This window comes from Kitasatospora sp. NPDC058162 (assembly GCF_042884005.1).
GTDB lineage: Bacteria > Actinomycetota > Actinomycetes > Streptomycetales > Streptomycetaceae > Kitasatospora.
The window spans coordinates 43,232-64,652 of sequence record NZ_JBHVUS010000044.1 but is presented as its reverse complement, the minus strand read 5'-3'; the positions used below and the strand labels follow the sequence as shown (position 1 = coordinate 64,652).

16 protein-coding genes and 1 tRNA gene are annotated in these 21,421 nt (G+C 73.7%); 9 read left to right on the top strand and 8 right to left on the bottom strand.

Going from position 1 to position 21,421, the window contains the following annotated elements; translation table 11 throughout:
* The first annotated feature begins 171 nt into the window (after window positions 1–171).
* Both ACFVXG_RS41055 and ACFVXG_RS41050 read left to right on the top strand, forming a co-directional pair.
* Window positions 172–1,878, top strand: a complete 1,707-nt coding sequence (locus ACFVXG_RS41055) for an ABC transporter family substrate-binding protein (protein ID WP_387935485.1) — start codon at window positions 172–174, stop codon at window positions 1,876–1,878.
* A 586-nt stretch (window positions 1,879–2,464) separates the two neighbouring features.
* Window positions 2,465–3,682 carry a low temperature requirement protein A gene (locus ACFVXG_RS41050; protein WP_387935483.1) on the top strand — a complete coding sequence of 406 codons (1,218 nt, stop codon included), beginning with the start codon at window positions 2,465–2,467 and terminating at the stop codon, window positions 3,680–3,682.
* Between the two features lie 13 nt (window positions 3,683–3,695).
* On the opposite strand, the gene ACFVXG_RS41045 is transcribed toward ACFVXG_RS41050, so the two are convergent.
* Entirely contained in the window at window positions 3,696–4,700 is a 1,005-nt protein-coding gene (locus ACFVXG_RS41045) for a LysR family transcriptional regulator (protein WP_387935506.1), read from the bottom strand.
* Between the two features lie 241 nt (window positions 4,701–4,941).
* Between ACFVXG_RS41045 and snpA (ACFVXG_RS41040) the strand changes: the two genes are divergently transcribed.
* The 4 genes from snpA (ACFVXG_RS41040) (at window position 4,942) to ACFVXG_RS41025 (ending at window position 9,713) form a co-directional block, all read left to right on the top strand.
* Window positions 4,942–5,592, top strand: coding sequence for a snapalysin (gene snpA, locus ACFVXG_RS41040; RefSeq protein WP_387935481.1), 651 nt, complete (start codon window positions 4,942–4,944; stop codon window positions 5,590–5,592).
* A gap of 337 nt (window positions 5,593–5,929) precedes the next feature.
* Complete coding sequence (gene snpA / locus ACFVXG_RS41035; RefSeq protein ID WP_387935479.1) at window positions 5,930–6,553, top strand: snapalysin; 624 nt, start codon at window positions 5,930–5,932, stop codon at window positions 6,551–6,553.
* A 228-nt stretch (window positions 6,554–6,781) separates the two neighbouring features.
* Entirely contained in the window at window positions 6,782–7,441 is a 660-nt protein-coding gene (locus ACFVXG_RS41030; RefSeq protein WP_350504863.1) for a pentapeptide repeat-containing protein, read from the top strand.
* A 211-nt stretch (window positions 7,442–7,652) separates the two neighbouring features.
* Window positions 7,653–9,713 carry a phosphocholine-specific phospholipase C gene (locus ACFVXG_RS41025; protein ID WP_387935504.1) on the top strand — a complete coding sequence of 687 codons (2,061 nt, stop codon included), beginning with the start codon at window positions 7,653–7,655 and terminating at the stop codon, window positions 9,711–9,713.
* 55 nt (window positions 9,714–9,768) lie between these two features.
* Here the strand turns inward: ACFVXG_RS41025 and ACFVXG_RS41020 are convergent, their stop codons facing one another.
* Window positions 9,769–10,014, bottom strand: a complete 246-nt coding sequence (locus ACFVXG_RS41020) for a hypothetical protein (RefSeq protein ID WP_387935477.1) — start codon at window positions 10,012–10,014, stop codon at window positions 9,769–9,771.
* 167 nt (window positions 10,015–10,181) lie between these two features.
* Window positions 10,182–10,961, bottom strand: a complete 780-nt coding sequence (locus tag ACFVXG_RS41015; RefSeq protein ID WP_387935475.1) for a phosphoribosyl-dephospho-CoA transferase MdcG domain-containing protein — start codon at window positions 10,959–10,961, stop codon at window positions 10,182–10,184.
* A 140-nt stretch (window positions 10,962–11,101) separates the two neighbouring features.
* Here ACFVXG_RS41015 and ACFVXG_RS41010 point away from each other — a divergent pair, with 140 nt between their 5' ends.
* Window positions 11,102–11,317: a hypothetical protein gene (locus tag ACFVXG_RS41010; RefSeq protein ID WP_387935473.1), complete on the top strand. Its 216-nt coding sequence runs from the start codon at window positions 11,102–11,104 to the stop codon at window positions 11,315–11,317.
* Window positions 11,318–11,376: 59 nt separating this feature from the next.
* On the opposite strand, the gene ACFVXG_RS41005 is transcribed toward ACFVXG_RS41010, so the two are convergent.
* Window positions 11,377–14,685: a S41 family peptidase gene (locus tag ACFVXG_RS41005; RefSeq protein WP_387935472.1), complete on the bottom strand. Its 3,309-nt coding sequence runs from the start codon at window positions 14,683–14,685 to the stop codon at window positions 11,377–11,379.
* Between the two features lie 134 nt (window positions 14,686–14,819).
* Between ACFVXG_RS41005 and ACFVXG_RS41000 the strand changes: the two genes are divergently transcribed.
* On the top strand, window positions 14,820–16,499 hold the full coding sequence (locus ACFVXG_RS41000) for a chitinase (protein ID WP_387935470.1): 1,680 nt from the start codon (window positions 14,820–14,822) through the stop codon (window positions 16,497–16,499).
* Window positions 16,500–16,547: 48 nt separating this feature from the next.
* Here ACFVXG_RS41000 and ACFVXG_RS40995 read toward each other — a convergent pair whose 3' ends face one another.
* The 4 genes from ACFVXG_RS40995 to ACFVXG_RS40980 all read right to left on the bottom strand — a co-directional run bounded on the left by ACFVXG_RS40995 (window position 16,548) and on the right by ACFVXG_RS40980 (window position 19,446).
* Window positions 16,548–17,177 carry a DJ-1/PfpI family protein gene (locus ACFVXG_RS40995; RefSeq protein ID WP_387935469.1) on the bottom strand — a complete coding sequence of 210 codons (630 nt, stop codon included), beginning with the start codon at window positions 17,175–17,177 and terminating at the stop codon, window positions 16,548–16,550.
* Window positions 17,177–18,223, bottom strand: a complete 1,047-nt coding sequence (locus ACFVXG_RS40990; RefSeq protein ID WP_387935467.1) for a GlxA family transcriptional regulator — start codon at window positions 18,221–18,223, stop codon at window positions 17,177–17,179. Before ACFVXG_RS40990 ends, ACFVXG_RS40995 begins: the two co-directional genes overlap by 1 nt.
* A 147-nt stretch (window positions 18,224–18,370) precedes the next feature.
* Window positions 18,371–18,444 (bottom strand) — tRNA-Lys (locus ACFVXG_RS40985).
* 93 nt (window positions 18,445–18,537) lie between these two features.
* A complete protein-coding gene (locus ACFVXG_RS40980; protein ID WP_387935465.1) occupies window positions 18,538–19,446 on the bottom strand; it encodes an NADP-dependent oxidoreductase in 909 nt (302 codons plus the stop codon).
* Window positions 19,447–19,707: 261 nt separating this feature from the next.
* On the opposite strand from ACFVXG_RS40980, the gene ACFVXG_RS40975 reads away from it, so the two are divergent.
* Window positions 19,708–21,291 carry a Na+/H+ antiporter gene (locus tag ACFVXG_RS40975; RefSeq protein WP_387935463.1) on the top strand — a complete coding sequence of 528 codons (1,584 nt, stop codon included), beginning with the start codon at window positions 19,708–19,710 and terminating at the stop codon, window positions 21,289–21,291.
* The last annotated feature ends 130 nt before the right edge of the window (window positions 21,292–21,421 follow it).

Below are 21,421 nucleotides of genomic sequence, written 5' to 3'. Positions count from 1 at the left end.
CCGCTCCTCCCCCTGGTGGCGGATCTGATCCGCTGTTACGTTCCTCTGGCTCGGTGCCGGATTGAGTGCCCACGCTCAAGCCCGGTCATGCCTCGTACGGCCCAACTCGTGTCACGAAACCCGATCCGTGGCGCGCGCCCGACTCCTGCCACCGACCCCAGGGGGACCCTCATGGACGCTTCCAGCACGGCCCGTCGCCTCGGCCGGACGGCCGTTCTCGCCGTCGCCGTCGCCCTGGCGGTCACCGCGTGCACCTCGGGCGGGGGCGGCTCGGCCGACAACGTGGCCAAGAGCGAGCCGCCGAGACAGGACTCCCAGGACATCAACGCCAAGCCGCTGGACCAGGTCAAGGACGGCGGGGAGGTGCGTTTCCAGCTGGACCAGTGGATCACCCAGTGGAACCCGCTCCAGGTGGACGGCGGTTCGTACACCGACACGGTGATCATCATCCGCAACCTGGAGCCGACGCTGTTCGGCACCGACGCCTCCGGCACCTTCCAGCCGAACCCGGACTACCTGGTGGACGCCAAGGTCACCTCGACCTCGCCGCAGGTGGTGACCTACAAGCTGAACCCCAAGGCCAAGTGGTCGGACGGCAAGCCGCTCAGCTACCTGGACTTCAAGGCGGACTGGCAGACCAGCAACGGCAAGGACCCGGCGTACAACATCGCCGACCCGTCCGGCTACGAGCTGATCTCCGCGGTCGAGCAGGGCGCCGACCCGACCGAGGTGAAGGTCACCTTCGCCCAGCCGTACGCGGACTGGCAGAACCTGTTCCGCCCGCTGATCCCGGCGGCCGCCATCTCGACCCCGGACGACTTCAACAAGGGCTGGGTGGAGAAGATCCCGGTCACCGCGGGCGCGTTCAAGATCGGGACGGCGGACAAGACCGCGCAGACCCTCAGCCTGGTCCCGGACCCGGCCTGGTGGGGGACCAAGCCCAAGCTGGACAAGCTCACCTTCCGGGTGATGGACAAGTCGGCGAGCATCCAGGCCTACCTCAACAACGAGATCGACCTCGCCTCGGCCAGCACCGCCGCCGCGTACGGGCAGCTCAAGGACGCCAAGGACACCGTGATCCGGGCCGCCAGCCCGTGGGACGAGGTGCACATCTCCTTCGGCGGCAACGGCGCCCTGGCGGACCAGAAGGTCCGGCAGGCGCTCGGCCGGGCGCTCGACCGCTCGGCGCTGATCAAGATCGCCAACAACGGGGTGCCGGTCGAGTTCAAGCCGCTCGGCAACCACATCATCATGCCCAACCAGACCGGCTACCAGGACAACTCCGGCGACTGGGCGAAGTTCGACCTGGCCGCCGCCAAGAAGGGGCTGGACGAGGCCGGTTGGAAGGAGTCCGGCAGCGGTCAGCCGCGGACCAAGGACGGCAAGCCGCTGGAGCTGCACTGGGTGCTCAGCGACGGCACCCCGCAGGCGCAGCTCGACCTCGCCACCGCGGCGGCGGCGATGTGGCAGGCGGCCGGGGTCAAGGTCGACCTGGACAAGGTGGCCGCCAACGACTTCTTCTCCAAGTACGTGACCCCGGGCAAGTTCGACCTCGCGAGCTGGCGCAACACCGACTCCTTCCCGAACTCCAAGAGCCTGACCAACTTCCGCCTGCCGGTGGGCGACAACTCCTTCCAGAACCCGTCCCGCCTGGGCAGCCAGGAGATCGACGACCTGCTGAAGAAGGCGGCCGGGACGGTCGACCCGGTGGAGGCCGCGAAGCTCTACAATCAGGCGGACGCGAAGATCTGGGAGCTCGGCCACACCGTCGAGCTCTACCAGCGGCCCACCGTGGTGGCGACCCGCAAGGGGCTCGCCAACTACGGGGCCTTCGGCCTCGCCCAGGAGGACTACAGCAAGGTCGGCTGGGAGAAGTAGCCCCGGCTCCGGCCGCCCCGGCGCCAGCGCCGGCGGCGAGGGCGACCGCACGGCAGGCGCTGGCGAGCAGCGCGGTGATCACGAGGCCGGTGGTGCGGACACGGGTGGGTCGGCTCCGCCGCCCCCGCTGTCCTGCCACCGGCCTTGACCTTCCGCGTTGCCCGCAGGCCGCCCGTGTCGTGGGGCCCCGCAAGGAGCCCGCGCCCGCTTCCAACCGGGGACGAATCTAGCGGGGCGTTCCGGCCGCTCGCGGCGCAGCGCGCGGGGCGCGCCCGGAAACCCGCCGTGCTGTCACCCACTTCGCGCACCGGAGCGTCAACTCTCGCTGACGGCAAGAAGAAAAGGGGCATACAGGGGCATCGCGCCCGGGTTCGAACGGAGTTGCCGTACCGGCGCAGGTGCCGGGCAGGTATTGGGCAGGTACCGGGCACGTACCGACGCACCCACCGGCGCACCTACCGGCGCACCCGCCCGCGCCGGTACGAGCGCCGGTACGTGCGTCGGGCCCCGGCCACTGCCAGGATGCGCGGGACGACGGGCCCTCCCGGGCCGCGTCCGCCCCTCCCGACCCCCCGGAGCAGCACCGATGGCCAGTGAGCACGCCGCCGAGGCACCCCGAGCGCAGCACGTCGACCCGCCCCCGGTGCGCCGGATGGTCCCGCGCGACCGCGCCGAGCCGCACCGGGTCGCCACCCCGCTGGAACTCTTCTTCGACCTCTGCTTCGTGGTCGCGGTCGGCCAGGCCGGTCGGGAACTCGCCCACTCCCTCGCCGCCGGGCACTACGGCGAGGGCCTGCGCGGCTACACGATGGTCTTCTTCGCCATCTGGTGGGCCTGGATGAACTTCACCTGGTTCGCCTCCGCGTACGACTGCGACGACGTGCCGTACCGGGTCACCACCCTGGTGCAGATCGCCGGGGTACTGATCCTGGCCGCCGGGGTGCCGAGGATGTTCGAGACCCAGGACCTGACCCTGGGGATCACCGGCTACGTGGTGATGCGCCTGGCGATGGTCACCCAGTGGCTGCGCGCGGCGTCCGGCGAACAGGGTGAGGCCCGCCGGGTCGCGCTGCGCTACGCGGCGGGGATCACGCTGTGCCAGGTCGGCTGGGTGGTGGTGCTGCTCCTGCCGGACGCCGCCCGGCCGGTGGTCATCCCGATCGGCGTACTGTGCGAGCTGGCCGTGCCGGTGGTCGCCGAGCTCCGGGCGCAGACCTCCTGGCACCCGCACCACATCGCCGAGCGGTACGGGCTGTTCACCCTGATCGTGCTCGGCGAGACGGTGTCCGCCGCGACGGTGGCGGTGCAGTCGGCGGTGGACGAGCACGAGGGGCTGGGCCGGCTGGTGCCGGTGGCGGTCGGCGGGCTGCTGATCTGCTTCGCGGCCTGGTGGATCTACTTCGCCCGGCCCGTCCACGACCACCTGCGCTCCAACCGGCAGGCCTTCGCCTGGGGTTACGGGCACTACCTGGTGTTCGGCTCGGCGGCGGCGATCGGCACCGGGCTGGAGGTGGCGGTGGAATCGGCCGTGCACAAGGCGGAGATCTCCGAGACGGCCGCCACCGCGACGGTCACCGTGCCGACGGCGCTCTACCTGGTCACCGTCTGGTACCTGCACTCCCGGCACACCAAGCGCGGGCTGGTCGCGCAGGCGATCGCGCCGCTGGGGGCGGTGCTGGTGCTGGCCTGCACCGCGCTGGGCGGCTCGGGGGTGCTGGCGGCGGGCCTGGTGTGCGCGCTGATGGTCGCGGTCGGGGTGCTGGTCCACAGCCGGGAGAGCAGGGAGAGCCGGGCGCGGGCCTAGGGAGGCCGCAGAGCTAGACGCGTTCCAGCAGGACGGGCTCGTGCCGGGCCAGCCAGGCCAGGTAGGCCGGGTTGACCCTGGCCAGATCCAGGTAGGCGGCGCGCAGTTCGCCGAAGAGCGCGTCCAGGGCGGATTGGCTGAGCACCCGGGGGCGCCAGGTGAACAGCAGCCGGACGGCCAGCGGGTCCCCGTGCACCGGGCGCACCACCGTGCCCGGCCCGGGCAGCGAGGTCGGCTGGCAGGGGCGGACGGCCTCGCCGGAGGCGACCAGCTCGGCGGCGGTGGCGTTGTCCCGCACCTGCACCACCCGGGGGTTGAGCCCGGCCTCGCTGAACACCCGGCGCATCGCGGCGTACTCGTGGTCGGCGGTCGGGTCGACCATCCAGGTGTCCTCGGCGAGGTCGGCGAGGTGGACGACCGGCCGGGCGGCGGCCGGGTGCCCGGCGGCGAGCGCGACGAACTGCGGCTCGCGGGCCATCAGCACCCGGTGCTCGGCGTCCGGCGGCACCCGCAGCGGGAAGCCCTCGCTCTCGTACACGAAGGCCACGTCCAGCTGGTCGGCGGCGACCATCCGCAGCAGTGCGCTGGCGGAGATGTCGACGTGGATGGTGGTGTCGGTGTCGGGCAGCCGCTCGTGCACCCGGCGCAGCCAGGCGGCGACGGCCCGGCTGCCGACGCTGCCGATCCGCAGCCGCCGCTGCCGGCCGGGCCCGGTGGTGTCCCGGGCCTCCTGGCGGGCGGCGGCGACCAGGGCGGCCATCTCGCTGATCACCGGCCGGGCCCGGGACAGCACCGAGTGGCCGAGCGCGGTGGGCCGGCTGCCGGTCTGCTCGCGGGTGAACAGGGTTCCGCCGATGGCCCGTTCGATGCGGTGCAGCTGGGTGGTGAGGGAGGGCTGGGTCATGCCGAGTTGGAGCGCGGCCTTGCGGAGGCTGCCGGTGTCGGCGATCGCGCACAGCACCCGGAGGTGTCTCACGTCGAGCTCCACGACGGGAGCATAGACGTCACCGAGCCACATCGCCAAGGACATGACAGGGAATCAAGGGCAGGGCGAAGAGTCGCACCCCGCTGTCCGGCACCCGTATGCGGCCGGGTTATCGCCGGTTGACATCATCCGCGACGGGCCCGGGCGGGTCGAAGCTCGGGGGCACCACACCGCCCCGGCCCCGGCCGGGACGGCCCCCACCGCGCGCCGCCGCCGCACGGCCGGCCCCCACCGGCCCCGGCGGGCCGGCGCGCCGCGAATTCGGAGCCCCCACATGAAGCGATCCGTGCTGTCCGCGACCCTGGGCCTGGTCCTCGCCGGCGCCCTGGCCCTGCCCGCCACCGCCGTCGCCGCGCCCGCCGCGCCGTCCGCCCCGGCCGCGCAGACCCACACCGCCCGGGCGGCCTACGCCGGTTCGGCCGAGGAGACCGCGAACAACCAGGCGTTCTTCCAGGCCGTGCTGGCCGCCGTGAAGGCCAAGCGGGCCGCCGACCCCGGCCTGACCACCGTCACCGTCACCTACGACACCACCAATGCACCCTCCTTCGCCGGCGACATCGCCAACGCCGCGCAGATCTGGAACAGCTCGGTGCACAACGTCCAGCTCCAGGAGGCGAGCGGCGGCTCCGGCGACTTCTCGTACAACGAGGGAGACGACCCGAACGGCTCGTACGCCAGCACCGACGGGCACGGGCACGGCTACATCTTCATCGACCACCAGCAGGCCCAGCAGTACTACTCGCTCCGGATCGTCGCCCACGAAACGGGGCACGTGCTCGGCCTGCCCGACGACTACTCCGGTCCGTGCAGTGAGCTGATGTCGGGCCACGGCCCCGGCACGTCCTGCACCAACGCGCACCCCGACGCCAACGAGAGCGCCCAGGTCGACTCGCTCTGGGCGAACGGCTTGGCGGCGGCCAACTGACCTGCCTCGCAGGTGAATCGGGTGCGGCGGCCCGCCCGGCCGGAAACGGGCGGCCCGCCGCATGGGTACTTCCCCGCCCCGGAGCCTAGCCGCCCCCGGAACGGAATGCCAGGGGCATGGCTCGGTCAAGACGAGGAAAAGTCGGCTCGAATCCGAAGGGGTCCGGGGGTATTGGACCGGGCTATCGGTGGTTGACATCATCCGCCGGGCCGCCGGGCTGCCCGAAGCTCTGGGGACACCCGGTCGCCAGGTGTCCCCCCAGGCCGGCCCCCAACCCGGCCGCGGCACCCGGACCCGGAGTCCCCTACACCTCCAGGACCCCTTCAGGAGCCCCCACATGAAGCGATCCGTGCTGTCCGCGACCCTCGGCCTCGCCCTCGCGGCCGGTCTCGCCGTGCTGCCCACCACCGCGGCCGCCGCCGCCCCGGCCGCCCCGGCGGTCCAGGGCTACACCGCGTCGACGTACGCCGGTTCGGCCCAGGAGACGGCCGACAACCAGGCGTTCTTCCAGGCCGTGATGGCCTCCGCCAAGGCCAAGCAGGCCGCGAGCCCGGGCCTGGCCACCGTCGTGGTCACCTACGACGCCGGCTCCGCACCGTCCTTCCGCAACCAGATAGCCAACGCCGCGCAGATCTGGAACGGCTCGGTCAGCAACGTCCGGCTGCAGGCCGGCTCGAACGCCGACTTCGCCTACTACGAGGGCAACGACAGCCGCGGCTCCTACGCCAGCACCGACGGGCACGGGCGCGGCTACGTCTTCCTCGACTACCAGCAGAACCGGCAGTACAACTCGGTCCGGGTGACGGCCCACGAGACCGGGCACGTGCTCGGCCTGCCGGACCACTACTCCGGCCCGTGCAGCGAGCTGATGTCGGGCGGCGGCCCCGGCACCTCCTGCACCAACCCCTACCCGAACGGCGCCGAGCGCAGCCGGGTCAACTCGCTCTGGGCGCGCGGCTGACGGCACCGCTGACACCGCCGTCGGTACCGGCGCCACCGTCGGCGCCACCCGTGAACGCCCCGGCCCGGCCGCGTCCGCAGCGGCCGGGCCGGGGCGTCGCCGGAGGGCGGGTACGGGGGCGCGTACGGGGAGGGCGGGTACGGAGGGCGCGTACGGGCCGGGCTGTCGGTGCCGCGTGCGAGCATGCGGGCGAGACCCGTCCGCCCCGCTCCGAAAGGCGCCGCCGCCATGCCCCGTCCCGTCCCCGAGCAGCTCGCCGACCTCCCGTACGCCGAGCTGCTGCGCCCGCACACCGGCCCGCTGCGCAGCGACGAGCGGTACGACACCGCGCACTTCGACGGCGGCGCGCACACCGACGAGTCGGGCGCCGGGGCGGCCTTCCTGGAGTGCGCCTTCACCGGGGTCGCGCTCAGCGGGGTCAAGCTGCGCCAGGCCCGGTTCAACGAGGTCTGGGTGCAGGCCGGCCGCTGGGTGGCCTGCGACCTGAGCGACACCGAGTGGCAGGACAGCTCCTTCGTCGGCGGGGTGCTGGCCGGGGTCGCCGGGTACGGGGCGGCGCTGCGCCGGGTGGTGTTCCGCGGCTGCAAGCTGGAGGCGGTCAACCTGCGTTCGGCCGTGCTGCGGGACGTCGTGTTCGAGGACTGCCTGCTGCGCGACGTGGACTTCGGCGAGGCGAAGCTGACCGGGGTGTCCTTCCCCGGCTCGACGCTGGAGGAGGTCCGGCTGCGCGGGGCCGTGCTGAGCAAGACCGATCTGCGCGGGGCCGCCCGGCTCGGCCTGGCGGACGGCCACCAGGGGCTGCGCGGGGCGGTCATCAGTACCACCCAACTGCTGGAGCTGGCGCCGCAGTTCGCCCAGGCGCTGGGCATCGAGGTGAAGGACCGCTGACCGCGGGCCCGGCCTGCCCCGGTGGAGGCGGTCTCCCCGGGGCATCAGCCGGGCGTTCAGCCCGGCGTCGTTCGGTGACGCCCGGACGAACAGTCCGACAAACCTGCTGCGCGCATCTGGTGGCACGCTCCGGCCGAGGTGGAGACTGCTCCGCGATCGATGGCCCCGAGTTGTGTACACAACCTTGCCAGTGAAGGGACGGACCGGGCTGATGGCCGAGTTGAGTCGTAGAAAGTTCGTCACGCTGTCCGGCGCCGCCGCGGCCGGCCTCGCGGTGGCCGGCACCGGCACCGGAGCCGCGGACGCAGCGGCCGCCTCCAGCACCACGCTCAGCACCACCGGCACCATCACCGACGTGCAGCACGTGGTGATCCTGATGCAGGAGAACCGCAGCTTCGACCACTACTTCGGCACCCTGAAGGGCGTCCGCGGCTTCGCCGACCGGGCCGCCATCCAGATCTCCGGCGGCAACAGCGTCTTCAACCAGCCGAACGGCCTGTTCGCCCGCCAGTACCCGTGGGCCTTCAACCCCTCCGGCGCGAGCGGCTCCCCGGAAACCCAGGCCCAGTGCAACGGCGACCTCTCGCACGCCTGGTCCGACCAGCACAAGGCCTGGAACGGCGGCAAGATGGACTCCTGGGTGTCCGCCAAGGGCACCGTCCGCACCCTCGGCTACCTGCAGCGCGGCGACATCCCGTTCCACTACGCGCTGGCCGACAACTGGACCGTCTGCGACGCCTACCACTGCTCGGTGCTGAGCGCGACCGGCCCCAACCGCACCTACCACTGGAGCGGGACGATCGACCCGGCCGGCACCGCCGGCGGCCCGGCCTACGACGGCGGCTCCGAGTCCAACCTGCGCTGGCAGACCTACGCCGAGGCGCTGGAGGCCGCCGGCGTCAGCTGGAAGGTCTACCAGAACGCCAACGACAACTTCGGCGACAACGCCCTCGCCTACTTCAGCCAGTTCACCGGTGCCGCGGCCGGCAGCGCGCTGGCCGTCAAGGGCATGGGCTCCGTCCCCGCCGTCACCGGCCGGACCCCGGACGACATCGCCGCCGCGATCCGGGCCGACGTGCAGAACGGCACCCTGCCGCAGGTCTCCTGGATCGTCGCCGACCAGCAGTCCTCCGAGCACCCCTACGCCACCCCGCAGGACGGCGCGCACTTCGTCCACATGGTGCTGGACGCCCTGAACGCGGACCCCAACGTGTTCAACTCGACCGTCCTGCTGATCAACTACGACGAGAACGACGGCTTCTTCGACCACGTCCCGCCGCCGGCCGCGCCCGCGGGCACCGCGGGCGAGTTCTACAACTCCACCAACATCGGCCTCGGCTTCCGCGTCCCGCTGATCGCCGTCTCCCCGTGGACCCGCGGCGGCTGGGTCAACTCCGAGACCTTCGACCACACCTCGGTGCTGCGCTTCCTGGAGGTGTGGACCGCCGCCCTCGGCACGCCCGCCACCAGCCCCAACATCAGTGCCTGGCGCCGGAAGGTCTGCGGCGACCTCACCTCGGTCTTCGACTTCGCCAACCCGGTGTACGGCCTGCCCGGCCTGCCCGACACCTCGCAGACCATCGGCCTGTCCACCTGCGGCCCGCTGCCCAACCCCTCGCCCGCCAACAACGCGCTGCCCGCCCAGGAGCCCGGCACCCGCCCGGCCCGGGCCCTGCCGTACCAGCCCAACGCCAACCTCGACCACCTGGAGTTCGGCTCCGCCGGGGTGATGAAGGTCTGGATCAAGATGGAGAACGCGGGCACCGCGGCCGCCAACTCCGCCCACTTCGCGGCCTACGCCAACGCCTACCGCAGCGGCGGCCCCTGGCAGTACACCGTCGACCCGGGCGGCAACACCAGCGACTTCTTCAACTGCGGCACCGGCTTCGGCGGCGGCCCGTACGACCTCACCGTGGTCGGCCCCAACCGCTTCCTGCGCCGCTTCAAGGGCGACGCCACCAAGGCGGGCAAGAACGCGGCGGTCACCGCCTCGTACGCGGTGGAGCCGGGCACCGGCAAGCTCGCCGTCTACTTCAAGCTGGCCAACGCCGGCAGCGCGCCGATGACCTTCACCATCACCTCCACCAACTACCGCACGGACGGCCCCTGGACGTACCAGGTCCCGGCCGGCGGCAGCGTCAGCGACTACTTCAACGCGGTCGCCTACAACAACGGCTGGTACGACTTCACCGTCACCGTGGACGCCGACAGCAGCTGGTCGCAGCGCTTCACCGGCCACCTGGAGACGGGCACCCCCAGCGTCAGCGGCTGACCGGCCCGGCGCCCCGGCGCGGGAGGCCGCGCCGGGGCACCGGCATTCGACGGGATCAGAAGCGGCCGTTGTCGTCCTGGTCCACCCACCAGCCGTCCTGGCAGACCCGGCCCTCGGGGTCGGTGGCGCCCTCGGGGTAGTCGCCGTAGCCCGTGGTCTGGCCGTTCGGGCCGGGGAAGTAGCTGGTGTAGTAGTAGCGGCAGCCCTGGCCGCTGGTGGCGGCCTGGGCCGACGGGACGACGGACAGCACGGCGCCCGCCGCGCAGACGGCCACCAGCGCGGCCCGGGTGAACCTTCGCATGTGATCTTCCCTCGCTCAGGGGGCACGGCGCGGCCCCGACGTGACCACCTTGGCCCGCGAGCCGGGCGGATCGCGCACGTCCGATGGGTAAACCACCTGATCGCGCTGCGAGTCGGGGCGCTCGTTGACGACGGTGCCGGGCGGGCCCTAGCCGAACAGGCCCCGGTTCACGCGAACGGGCCCCGGGGGAACCACGGGTCGTGGACCTCCCGGGGCCCGTACGGCGTCAGCAGGGTGAAGGTGTGCACCCCCGCCGCGTACTCGGCGAGCTGCACCGCGCCGTAGCGGGTCTCCAGCTCGGCCTGCACCGGCACCGGCAGCTTGCTCAGCGCCCGCCGCAGCTGCAGCGCGTCCCGCCGGCTGATCGGGTGCGGGGTGCGCAGCACCAGCCGCAGCGGGCTGAGCGGCCCCGCCACCGGGACGCCGGTGCCCAGTTCGTAGCCGACCGCGCCGACCGGCCCCCAGGCGAGCCGGTGGTCCGCGACCAGCCGGCCGACCTCCGGCAGCAGGGCCAGCGCCGGGATCCCGGCGACCCGCTCGGGGGCCAGCCGCTCCAGCCGTCCGGCCAGCTGCTCGGGCCGCAGGGTCCGGGCCACCGCGGCCCAGGGGGCCAGCGCGTCCAGCCGCTGCCCGGGGCGCGGGCCGCGTACGGTCACCGGGGTCCAGTGCTCGGGCGCGGCCGCCCGGTCCCGGGTGCAGCGCTGCGGGTGCGGGACGTCCACCGGGGCGCCGATCAGCGAGGGCGCCCGGCCGACGGTGACCCACGGGTGCGCCCGCAGCACCGTCCGCGCCCAGTCCGGCAGCTCGCCGCCGGCCAGCGGGCGCAGCGAGCTCGGGCACTGCATCAGCAGCAGGTCGTGGGTGCCGGGCAGCCGTCCGTCCAGCGCGGCCAGGGCGCCGACCCGGCGGCGCGGTCCGTCGTGCAGTTCCTCGGTCGAGTTCCTCACACCGTCACCCTCCGCCCGTCCGGAACCGCCCGGCTACGGCCCTTGGACGCGTCGGGCCGGGACCAAAGGCTCAACGTGCGGGCGCCGGAGCCCGGTGTGAGAGTGGGGGACAGCCCGGTAATCCGTTCGGAGGAGGAGTGATGGGCATCCTCGACAGGATCTTCCACAGGGGGCACGAGGCCACCGGCCCGGAGGCCGCCGAGCGCGCCGCGCTCGCGCACGACGAGGCCGCCGACGCGTACAGCGACGACATCGAGCGGACCAGGGAGACGCAGGAGCGGACGGCCGCCCAGGAGGAGGAGGCCGACCGGCGGGCCGCCGAGAACATGACGGCCGAGGGCGACCCCTGGGACTGAGGTCCGAGGCTGGGGTCCGAGTGGGACTGAGGTCCGAGTGCGGCTGAGGTCCGAGGCCTTCAGGGCGCCCGCGGCGGAAGCGGCGGGCGCCGCAGGTCCGGCCGGGGCGTGGACTCCGGCGGGGGCGCGGCGGCCGGGGCGTCCTCCAGCAGCTCCAGGGCCAACTGGACGGCGGCGACCAGCTCCGGGTGGCGCCCCCGCGCCCAGTCCTGCGGGGCGCGCAGCACGTGCACGTCCGGCTCGACGCCCCGGTTCTCCACCGACCAGCCGAGCCCGCCGCTGAACCAGGAGGCGTTCTTCGGCACCGAGATCTGGGTGCCGTCGCCCAGGGTGTGCCGCCCGGTCATCCCGACCACGCCGCCCCAGGTGCGGCTGCCGATCACCGGGCCGAGGCCGAGCAGCTTGATCGCCGCGATGATCACGTCCCCGTCCGAGCTGGTCGCCTCGTCCGCGAGCGCCACCAGCGGGCCGCGCAGTGCGTGCCGGGGCCAGCGGACGGGCTGGCGGTCGCGGCTGAAGTCCCAGGCGAGGACGTGCCGGGTGAGCTTCTCCAGGACGAGTTCGGAGACGTTGCCGCCGGCGTTGCCGCGTACGTCGAGGACCAGCGCGGGCTTGTCCAGTTCGCGCCGCAGGTCGCGGTTGAACTGCGCCCAGCCGGAGCCGCCGAGGTCCGGGATGTGCAGGTAACCGCACCGGCCGTCACTGAACTCCCGTACCAGGGAACGGCGTTTGGTCACCCAGTCCTGGTAGCGGACGGCCCGTTCGTCGGTCAGCGGGGTGACGGTGATCCGCCGCACCGGGCCGTCCGGGCCGCTGCGCAGGGCGAGTTCGACGGTGGTGCCGCCGGTGCCGGCCAGCAGCGGCAGCGGGCCGCGCACCGGGTCCACCGGGCGGCCGCCGACCTCCAGCAGCTCGTCGCTGTCCCGGACGCCACGGGCGGCCAGCGGGGCGCGGGCGCGCGGGTCGGAGGACTCGCCGGGCAGCACCCGGTCGACCAGCCAGCGGCCGTCGGGGGAGCGGTGGGCGTTGGCGGCGAGCAGGCCGAGCGGCTGCTGGGCGAGGGTGGGGCCCTCGGCGCGCCGGGAGGGGGTGACGTAGGCGTGCGAGGTGCCGAGCTCGCCGAGGAGTTCGCGCAGCAGGTCGGCGAAGTCGTCGGGTGAGCAGACCCGTTCCAGCAGCGGCTCGTACTGGGCGACCAGCGCGGGCCAGTCCAGGCCGGACATCCGCTCGTCCCAGAACTGGTCCCGGACGATCCGGGCGGCCTCGTGGTACGCCTGGCGCCACTCGGCGGCCGGGTGCACGGTGTGGGTGATCCGGCGCAGGTCGACGCTGGTCCCGGCGGAGGGGGCGGCGACCGGGACCACCCGCAGGGTCCCGGCCGAGTAGACCGCGATCGAGCCGCCGTCCCCGGAGACCGCGTAGCCGTCCAGCTTGTCGACCAGCGTGCTGCGGGTGCCCCGGGCCAGGTCGAAGTGCTCCAGCGAGGGGCGGCCGGAGGTGTCGTCGGGGTTGGCGAAGGTCTGCCCGAGGGTGCCGGAGATCGGCCAGCGCAGCCAGACCAGGCCGCCGCGCACCGCGTCGGTGGCCGAGTACTTGGAGGCGATCACCGGGAACTGCAGCAGCCGCTCGCCGATGCCCACCGGGTCGACCCGGACGGTGCCGTCGCCGCCGCCGTCCCCGCGCGGGGCGCCGTCCTCGGCGGGGGCGGCGAACGGGGAGGGCGTGTCGGCGGTGAGCGGGACGAGGTACGGGCGGCAGCCGACCGGGAAGGAGAGGTCGCCGGTGTGCACGTCGTGGACGGGGTCGAAGCCGCGCCAGGACAGGAAGGCCAGGTAGCGGCCATCCCGGGTGAACACCGGCTGCTCGTCCTCGAACCGGCCGTCGGTGACGTCGGTGGTCGCCGCGGGCGCGTCGGTGCGGGTGAGCCGGATCCGGCGCAGCGAGCGCCCGGCGGCCGGCTGGGACCAGGCGATCCAGTGCGAGTCGGGGGAGAACCGGGCGCTGGCGATCGGCCCGTAGTCGGAGGCGGCCAGTTCGCGCACCCCGCCGTCCTCGGCGGAGACCAGCAGCAGCCGCCCGTCCGAGGTGGTGGCGGCGAGCCGGGTGCCGTCGGGGGCGGCGGTGAGCTCCAGGACCCGGCCGAGCCGGCCGGCGGCGAGCACCCGGTGGCGGTGCCGGTCCCCGCCCGTCGATCCGGAGGGGCCCTCGTGGCCGGGCAACGGCACCACCTCGATCGCGTCGGCGCCCTCGGCGTCGGTGATCCAGGCCGCCTCCCCGGTGTGCCCGAGCACCACCGGCAGCCGGGTGCGCACCCCGGGGGTGTCGGCGAGCGCGCGGGCCGGGCCGTCCTTGTGGGTGAGCCAGTACTGGCTGCCGCGCACGGTGATCACCCCGGCCCGGCCGGTCTGGTCGCAGGCGAGGTCCTTGACCTGGGAGGCGGCGCCGACCTGGTACGGGCGGCGGCCGGCCCGGGCGCCGCCGAGCGGCACGTGCAGCCGGTGCGGGGCGGGGGCGTCCAGGCCGTCCAGCAGCCAGAGGTCGCCGGCGTGCTGGTAGACGATCCGGGTGCCGTCGGTGGCGGCCTCGCGGGCGTAGTAGGAGGCGTGGTCGGTGTGCCGGCGCAGGTCGGTGCCGTCGGGGCGGCAGGAGTAGAGGTTGCCGACGCCCTCGTGGTCGGAGAGGAAGGCGATCCGGTCGTCGGGGGGCTCGCCGACCGGCATGGGGGAGGCGAGGTGGCCGGTGTGCCCGGGGAGGATCAGCTCGCCGTCCACCCAGAGCCGGCCGACCGCGCCGCCGCGGTAGCGCTTCCAGGCGGCGGGCTCGTGCGGGGCGGAGCCGGTGAGCAGGACGGTCCGGGTCCGGCTGAGCTGGGCGTCACCGACCGGGCCCCAGGGCATCCGGCGGCCGGGGGAGCCGTCGGGCGGCAGGGCGTGCGCCCAGGTGTAGTGGCCGAAGGGCTCGTGGAAGGAGGTGACGGCCAGCACCTCGCCGTCCGGCAGCCAGCCGCGCACCCGGGTGTCCTGGCTGCCCCAGTAGCTGAGCCGGCGGGTCTCGCCGCCCTCGACCGGGGCGGTCCACACCTCGGGGGTCAGGCCGAGCCAGCTGGTCCAGGCGAGGGTGGCGCCGTCGGGGGAGAAGCGGGGGTGGCTGACCCGGGTGCGGTCGCAGCCGACCCGCCAGGCCCGGCCGGTGGCGGCGGCCCCGGCGTCCAGCGGGGCGATCCAGACGTCGTCCTCGGCGGTGAAGGTGAGCAGGCCGCCGTGCAGGTGGGGGTGGCGGAGGTAGCCGGGCGGGGTCACTCCTCCATCCTTCGACGGGGTGTCACCCCCGGCAACCGGAGACGACCCTCCCGTACCGGTCTGGACCATTGACAGCGCACCGGCGGATCCACTTCAGTGGTCTAGTCCAACTTGGGTGCCAGGCCGGGCCGTTCCCCCCACTGGCGCGTGCTCCGGCGTGCCCTCGGACGTCCCCCACGACCGTGCCACGCAGGAGCACCCCCATGCGCAGAAACCTGAGAAACGGCCTCGCGGCCGGAACCGCCTCCGCCGTCGCCGCGGCCACCCTGGTCGGCGTCACCCTGGGCCTGGCGCCCGCCGCCTCGGCCGGCGAGTTCCTGGTCAACGGCGGCTTCGAATCCGGCTCGCTCGGCCCGTGGAGCTGCTCCGGCAACTCCGGCAGCGTGGTCACCTCCCCGGTGCACGGCGGGAGCCACGCGCTCGCCGCCGCGGCCACCGCGGGCGACACCGCCCAGTGCGCCCAGACCGTCGCCGTCGCACCGAACACCACCTACACGCTCAGCGCCTGGGTCAACGGCTCCTACGTCTACCTGGGCGTCGACGGCGGCGGCCCCAGCACCTGGACGCCCGGCACCGGCGGGGCGTACCAGAAGCTCAGCGTCGGCTTCACCACCGGCGCAAGCCAGACCACCGCCACCGTGTACACCCACGGCTGGTACGGGCAGGGCACCTACTACGCGGACGACATCTCGCTGGACGGCCCGGGCGCCCCCAGCCCGACCCCGACCCCGACCCCGACCTCCACGCCGACCCCGACGCCCACCTCCACGTCCACGCCGACCGGGACCCCGACGGGCACCCCCACCGGAACGCCCACCGGAACGCCCACGGGAACGCCCACCGGCACCCCGACCGGCACCCCCGCCGGCAGCCACACCCTGGTCGGCTACCTGCACGCCAGCTTCGCCAACGGCGCCGGCTACACCCGGATGGCCGACGTCCCCGCGTCCTGGGACATCATCGACCTCTCCTTCGGCGAGCCCACCTCCCCGACCTCCGGCGACATCCGCTTCAACCGCTGCTCGGCCACCGACTGCCCGACCGTCGAGTCCGACGCCGACTTCAAGGCGGCCATCGCCGCCAAGCGGGCCCAGGGCAAGAAGGTGCTGATCTCGATCGGCGGCCAGAACGGCCAGGTCCAGCTGACCACCACCGCCGCCCGGGACACCTTCGTCAGCTCGGTCTCGGCGATCATCGACAAGTGGGGCCTGGACGGCCTGGACATCGACTTCGAGGGCCACTCGCTCTCCCTCGACACCGGCGACACCGACTTCAAGAACCCGAAGAGCGCGGTCATCGTCAACCTGATCTCGGCGCTGAAGACCCTCAAGGCCAAGTACGGCCCGGGCTTCGTGCTGACCATGGCGCCGGAGACCTTCTTCGTCCAACTCGGCTACCAGTACTACGGATCCGGCCCCTGGGGCGGTCAGGACCCGCGCGCCGGGGCGTACCTGCCGGTCATCTTCGCGCTGCGCGACGACCTCACCCTGCTGCACGTCCAGGGCTACAATTCCGGCTCGATCATGGGCCTGGACAGCCAGTACCACTCGATGGGCGGCGCCGACTTCCACGTCGCGATGACCGACCTGCTGCTCAACGGCTTCCCGGTGGCGGGCAACGCGAACAACGTGTTCCCGCCGCTGCCCGCCTCGAAGGTCGCCATCGGCATGCCGGCCACCACCAACGCGGGCAACGGCTACGTCGCCCCGGCCGAGGTGGACAAGGCCCTGGACTGCCTCACCAAGCTGGCCAACTGCGGGACGTACGTGCCGCGTTCGGGCGCCCAGCCGAACCTGGCCGGGCTGATGACCTGGTCGGTCAACTGGGACCAGTTCGGCGGCCGGGAGTTCTCCAAGAACTTCGACGCCTACTTCGGCCGCTGACCGGAGGCGGGGTCCGTGCCCGTCGGGTGCGGACCCCGTGCGGCGCCGTCAGGGCACCAGCAGCCGCTTCGCCCCCTCCACCACCGCGGGGGAGGCCTTGGCGAGGGCGCCCGCGGTGTACGGCGGCTGCGGGTCGTACTCGATGAGCAGCTGGATCGCCTGCGCGGTCTCGTCCCCGGCGATCAGGCCGGTCAGGGTGAGCGCGAGGTCGATCCCGGCCGAGACCCCGGCCGCGGTCGCGTACTTGCCGTCGACCACGGTCCGCTCGGTGCCGGTGGGCTCCGCCCCGAACCGGGTCAGCTGGTCCAGCACGCCCCAGTGGGTGGTGGCCCGGCGGCCGCGGAGCAGCCCGGCGGCGCCCAGGATCAGCGAGCCGGAGCAGACCGAGGTGGTCCAGGTGGTGGTCGCGTCCACCCGGCGCACCCAGTCGAGCACCGCCTCGTCCGTCAGCTGCGCCTCCGTCCCGGGCCCGCCGGGGACCAGCAGCAGGTCGGCCGAGTCCACCTCGTCGAGGAGGGCGTCCGCGGTCAGCGCCAGGCCGGCCAGGTCGTTGCGGACCGGGCCGCGCTCCGCGGCGGTGAACACCACCTCGGCGCCGGGGATCCGGGACAGCACCTCGTACGGGCCGACCACGTCCAGGCTGGTGAACTCGGGGTAGAGCAGGATCGCGATGCGCATCAGTGACCTCCAACGGGCAGTGGAGCAACGGGCGGTGGAGCAACGGATTGGGCAGCAACGGGCGGTGGAGCAACGGGCGGTGAATCGTCGGGCCGGGTGCGGAAGCGGCGGCGGTACTCGGCGGGTGGGACGGCCAGGGTCCGGACGAAGGCGCGCCGCATCGCCTCCGGGGTGCCGTAGCCGCAGGAGCGCGCGATCCCCTCGACGCCGTCGTCGGTGTCCTCCAGCCGCCGCCGGGCGGCCTCCAGCCGGACCCCGTCCACGTACCGGCCCGGGGGCACCCCCACCTCGGCGGCGAAGGCCCGGGCGAAGTGCCGCGGGGACAGTGCCGACCGGGCGGCCAGCGACTCGACCGACAGGTCCGCCTCGGGGTGCTCGGCGATCCACCGCTGGACCTCGCGCAGCGGCTGCCGGGCCGCCACCTGGGCGGCCAGCTGGGTGCTGAACTGGGCCTGGTTGCCCGGCCGGCGCAGGAAGACCACCAGGTGACGGGCGATCAGCAGCGCGGCGTCCCGGCCGAGGTCCTCCTCGACCAGGGCCAGCGCCAGGTCGATCCCGGCGGTGACCCCGGCCGAGGTGGCGAGGCGCCCGTCCCGGACGTGGATCGGATCCGGGTCGACCGCCACGTCCGGGAAGCGGCGGGCCAGCTCCGTGCAGAAGGCCCAGTGGGTGGTCGCCCGGCGCCCGGACAGCAGCCCGGCCTCGGCGAGCAGGAAGGCCCCGGTGCACACCGACACCACCCGCTCGGCCCGGCCGGCCAGCTCCCGGATCCGCGCCACCAGGGCGGCGTCCGGGTCCTCGAAGCCCTCCCCGCCCGGGACCAGCAGGGTGTGCACCGGCCCGACCTCGGCCAGGTCCACGTCCGGCAGCAGCCGCAGCCCGCTGGCGCTGCGCACCGGCCGACCGCCGGGGGAGGCCGTGGTCACCCGGTACGCGCCCGGCCGCCCGGCGGCCGCGCCTCCGGCGGCGAACACCTCCAGGGGGCCGGTGACGTCCAGGCTCTGCACGCCGTCGTAGAGGACGACGACCACGCTGCGCGCTCTCATGCGGTCAGCCTGTCACCGGCCCGTGATGGCAGCAATGACCTGTTTCCCACCTTTCCTGCCACCGGTGGGCGGGGCGCGGGTGTGGGCGCGGGTGGGCGGAAACGCCGAGAGGCCCCTTGCTCTCGCAAGGGGCCTCTCGGCTGTCTGTGCGCCGCCAGGGACTCGAACCCCGGACCCGCTGATTAAGAGTCAGCTGCTCTAACCAACTGAGCTAGCGGCGCCTGCTGACGTGGAGAACATTACCTGGTCAGCGGCCGAAACACACAATCGGCCCGGAGGCCCCCAGGCGCCCAGGGGCTCGCACGGTGAGGCGCTCAGGCGGTCAGCACCACCTTGCCGCGGACGTGCCCGGTCCCGACCAGCCGGTGCGCATCGGCGGCCTTCTCCAGCGGCAGCGTCTCGGCGATCTCCATCCGCAGCCCGCCGGCCTCCCACAGCCGGACCAGCTCGGCCAGCCGCTCGGCGGTGCGCGGCGCCCGCAGCCCCCGGACGCCCAGCCGCTCGGCCTCCGGGTAGTCGACCACGGTGCCGATCCGGTCCCGGTCGGCGACCAGTTCGACGGAGGCCGCCAGGGCGCCCCGCCCGGCCGCGTCGAAGGCCGCGTCCACCCCCCGCGGCGCGACCGCCCGGACCCGCTCGACCAGCCCCTCCCCGTACGCGACCGGGACCGCGCCCAGCTCGCGCAGGTAGTCGTGGTTGCGCTCGCTCGCGGTGCCGATCACGGTGGCGCCCAGGGACTGGGCGAGCTGGACGGCGACGGTGCCGACCCCGCCGCTGGCGCCGTGCACCAGCACGGTGTCGCCGGGGCCGACCCCGAGCAGGTCGAGCGCCACGTGCGCGGTCTGGCCGGAGGCGGAGAGTGCGCCGGCCTGCTCCCAGGGCATTCCGGCGGGCTTGGCCACCAGCTGGTCGGCGTCCACCGCGACCAGCTCGGCCTGGCAGCCCAGCACCCGGAAGCCCAGCACCTCGTCGCCGACCCGCCAGCGGTCGACGCCCGGCCCGATCCGGTCCACCACCCCGGCGAACTCGTTGCCGAGGACGAACGGCTCCTCGGCGACCAGCCCCGGCGGGCGGAAGCCCTCCCGGATCGCGAGGTCCACCGGCTGGACGGCGGCGGCGTACACCCGCACCCGGACCTCGCCCGCCGCGGGCTCCGGGTCCGCCACCTCGGTGACCCGCAGGACCTCCGGACCGCCGGACCTCGGTACGGTGACCGCCTTCATGGGGGCTCCTCTCGCCGATTCGCTGCTCGAACTCCCCGATCATCGAACGTGAAGTGCGCTTGAGGTCAAGCGTTCGTCCGGCGTGTCCCCACCGATGGGCGCATTGTCAGATTTATCCTGGGCGGCGCTCAGCCGTCCGTCGTGGCCCCGGCACCCGTCGTGGCCCGGTCGTCCGTCGTGGCCCGCCCGGCCGCCCGCAGCCCGGCGATCCGCCGCGGCTCGGCCGCCCGTCGTTGCCCAGCCGTCGAGAGGAACCTCCCCGTGGGCCAGCTGCCCCTGTTCTTCCTGGTGCTGCTCGCCTCCGTGGTGACCATGCCACTCGCCCGAAAGACGGGCGTGCCGCAACCGGTCCTGATGACCCTGCTCGGCATCGTCATGGCGATCGTCCCGCAGATCCCCGACGTCAAGATCGAGCCCGAGCTGATCCTCCCGCTGGTCCTGCCGCCGCTGATCTTCGCCGTCGCCCGGCGCTCCACCGTCCGCTACTTCAAGGCCAACGTCCGCTCGATCCTGCTGCTGGCCGTCGCCCTGGTGGTGGTCACCACGATCGCGGTGGCCGGCACCGTGCACTGGCTGCTGCCCGCGCTGCCGCTGGCCGCCGCGATCGCGGTCGGCGCGCTGGTCTCCCCGCCCGACCCGGTGGCCGCGGTGGCGGTGGCCGGCAGCGTCGGACTGCCCCGCCGGCTGGTGGCGATCCTGGAGAGCGAGGGCCTGTTCAACGACGTCACCGCGATCGTCATCTACTCGCTCGCCATCGAGGCCGTGGTCAGCGGCGACTTCTCGATCGGCCACGCCGTGGTGCGCTTCGTGCTCTCCGCGGTGCTCGCGGTGGTCGTCGGCGTGGTGCTCGGCTGGGTGAACGCCAAGCTCGCGGAGCGCCTGGACGACCCGACCCAGCAGGTCGCGCTCAACCTGCTGGTGCCCTTCGCCGCCTACGCCGTCGCCGAGGAGATCCACGGCTCCGGGGTGCTCGCCGTGGTGATCTGCGCGCTCTACCTCGCCGAGCGGGCCTCCGACGCCGACGCCGTCTCCTACCGGCTGGTCGGCAACGCCTTCTGGGAGGTGGTCGAGATCCTGATCACCGGCGTCGCCTTCGGCCTGATCGGCCTGGAGCTGGCCACCGTGCTCAAGGAGGCCGGCCGCGGCTGGACCGGCTTCCTGGGCGACGCCGCCGTGGTCATCGCGGTCGTGGTGGCGGTCCGGTTGCTCTGGCTGCTGCCGGCCGGCTGGCTGTCGAAGCGGCTGCGCAAGGACGCCGAGGAGGACACCCCGTTCAGCTGGAAGGAGAGCGTGGTCCTCTGGTGGTCCGGCATGCGCGGGGTGGCCACCGTCGCCCTGGCCCTGGCCATCCCGCTCACCCTGCACTCCGGCGCCGACTTCCCGGAGCGCGGCCGGCTGGTGTTCATCGCTTTCAGCGTGGTGCTGTTCACCCTGCTGGTCCAGGGCCTGACCCTGCCCTGGCTGGCCAAGCGGCTCCAGCTGGACATCGACCAGGACGCCCACGAGCAGGCCGTGCGTCAGCTGTGGTGGCGCGCCGCCAAGGCCGGGCTCACCCGGCTCGGCGAACTGGAGGAGCAGGACAAGCTGCCCGCCGAGGTCGCCGACCGGCTGCGGGACCGTCAGCACGACCGGCTGGCCCGGCTCTGCCCGGAGAACTACGCCGAGGAGGAGGCCGCCGAGGCGAAGCTGCGGATCGACCAGTGGCGGGCTGCCCGGGACGTCGAGCAGGAGATGATCGCCGCCTCCCGGCGCGAGATGCTCGCCGCCCGCAGCGAACTCGGCGCCGACCCGGAGCTGGTCGACCAGGTGCTCCGCGGGCTGGACCTGCGCACCGAACGGAAGTGACGAGGGGTCCGCTCGCCGGGGGCCGGAATGTGCGCCACCCCCTCCCGGGTTGCATAGGCTGAACCCGGGCAGGCCGTCAACGGAGTCGGCGCACCACCAGTACCGTCACGACCTCGCGGAAGACCCTCAT

Coding starts and splice junctions, on each gene's coding strand:
- ACFVXG_RS41055 (WP_387935485.1), top strand. CDS start 172: ATGGACGCTTCCAGCACGGCCCGTCGCCTCGGCCGGACGGCCGTTCTC.
- ACFVXG_RS41050 (WP_387935483.1), top strand. CDS start 2,465: ATGGCCAGTGAGCACGCCGCCGAGGCACCCCGAGCGCAGCACGTCGAC.
- ACFVXG_RS41045 (WP_387935506.1), bottom strand. CDS start 4,700: ATGTGGCTCGGTGACGTCTATGCTCCCGTCGTGGAGCTCGACGTGAGA.
- snpA (WP_387935481.1), top strand. CDS start 4,942: ATGAAGCGATCCGTGCTGTCCGCGACCCTGGGCCTGGTCCTCGCCGGC.
- snpA (WP_387935479.1), top strand. CDS start 5,930: ATGAAGCGATCCGTGCTGTCCGCGACCCTCGGCCTCGCCCTCGCGGCC.
- ACFVXG_RS41030 (WP_350504863.1), top strand. CDS start 6,782: ATGCCCCGTCCCGTCCCCGAGCAGCTCGCCGACCTCCCGTACGCCGAG.
- ACFVXG_RS41025 (WP_387935504.1), top strand. CDS start 7,653: ATGGCCGAGTTGAGTCGTAGAAAGTTCGTCACGCTGTCCGGCGCCGCC.
- ACFVXG_RS41020 (WP_387935477.1), bottom strand. CDS start 10,014: ATGCGAAGGTTCACCCGGGCCGCGCTGGTGGCCGTCTGCGCGGCGGGC.
- ACFVXG_RS41010 (WP_387935473.1), top strand. CDS start 11,102: ATGGGCATCCTCGACAGGATCTTCCACAGGGGGCACGAGGCCACCGGC.
- ACFVXG_RS41005 (WP_387935472.1), bottom strand. CDS start 14,685: ATGGTCCAGACCGGTACGGGAGGGTCGTCTCCGGTTGCCGGGGGTGAC.
- ACFVXG_RS41000 (WP_387935470.1), top strand. CDS start 14,820: ATGCGCAGAAACCTGAGAAACGGCCTCGCGGCCGGAACCGCCTCCGCC.
- ACFVXG_RS40995 (WP_387935469.1), bottom strand. CDS start 17,177: ATGCGCATCGCGATCCTGCTCTACCCCGAGTTCACCAGCCTGGACGTG.
- ACFVXG_RS40990 (WP_387935467.1), bottom strand. CDS start 18,223: ATGAGAGCGCGCAGCGTGGTCGTCGTCCTCTACGACGGCGTGCAGAGC.
- ACFVXG_RS40980 (WP_387935465.1), bottom strand. CDS start 19,446: ATGAAGGCGGTCACCGTACCGAGGTCCGGCGGTCCGGAGGTCCTGCGG.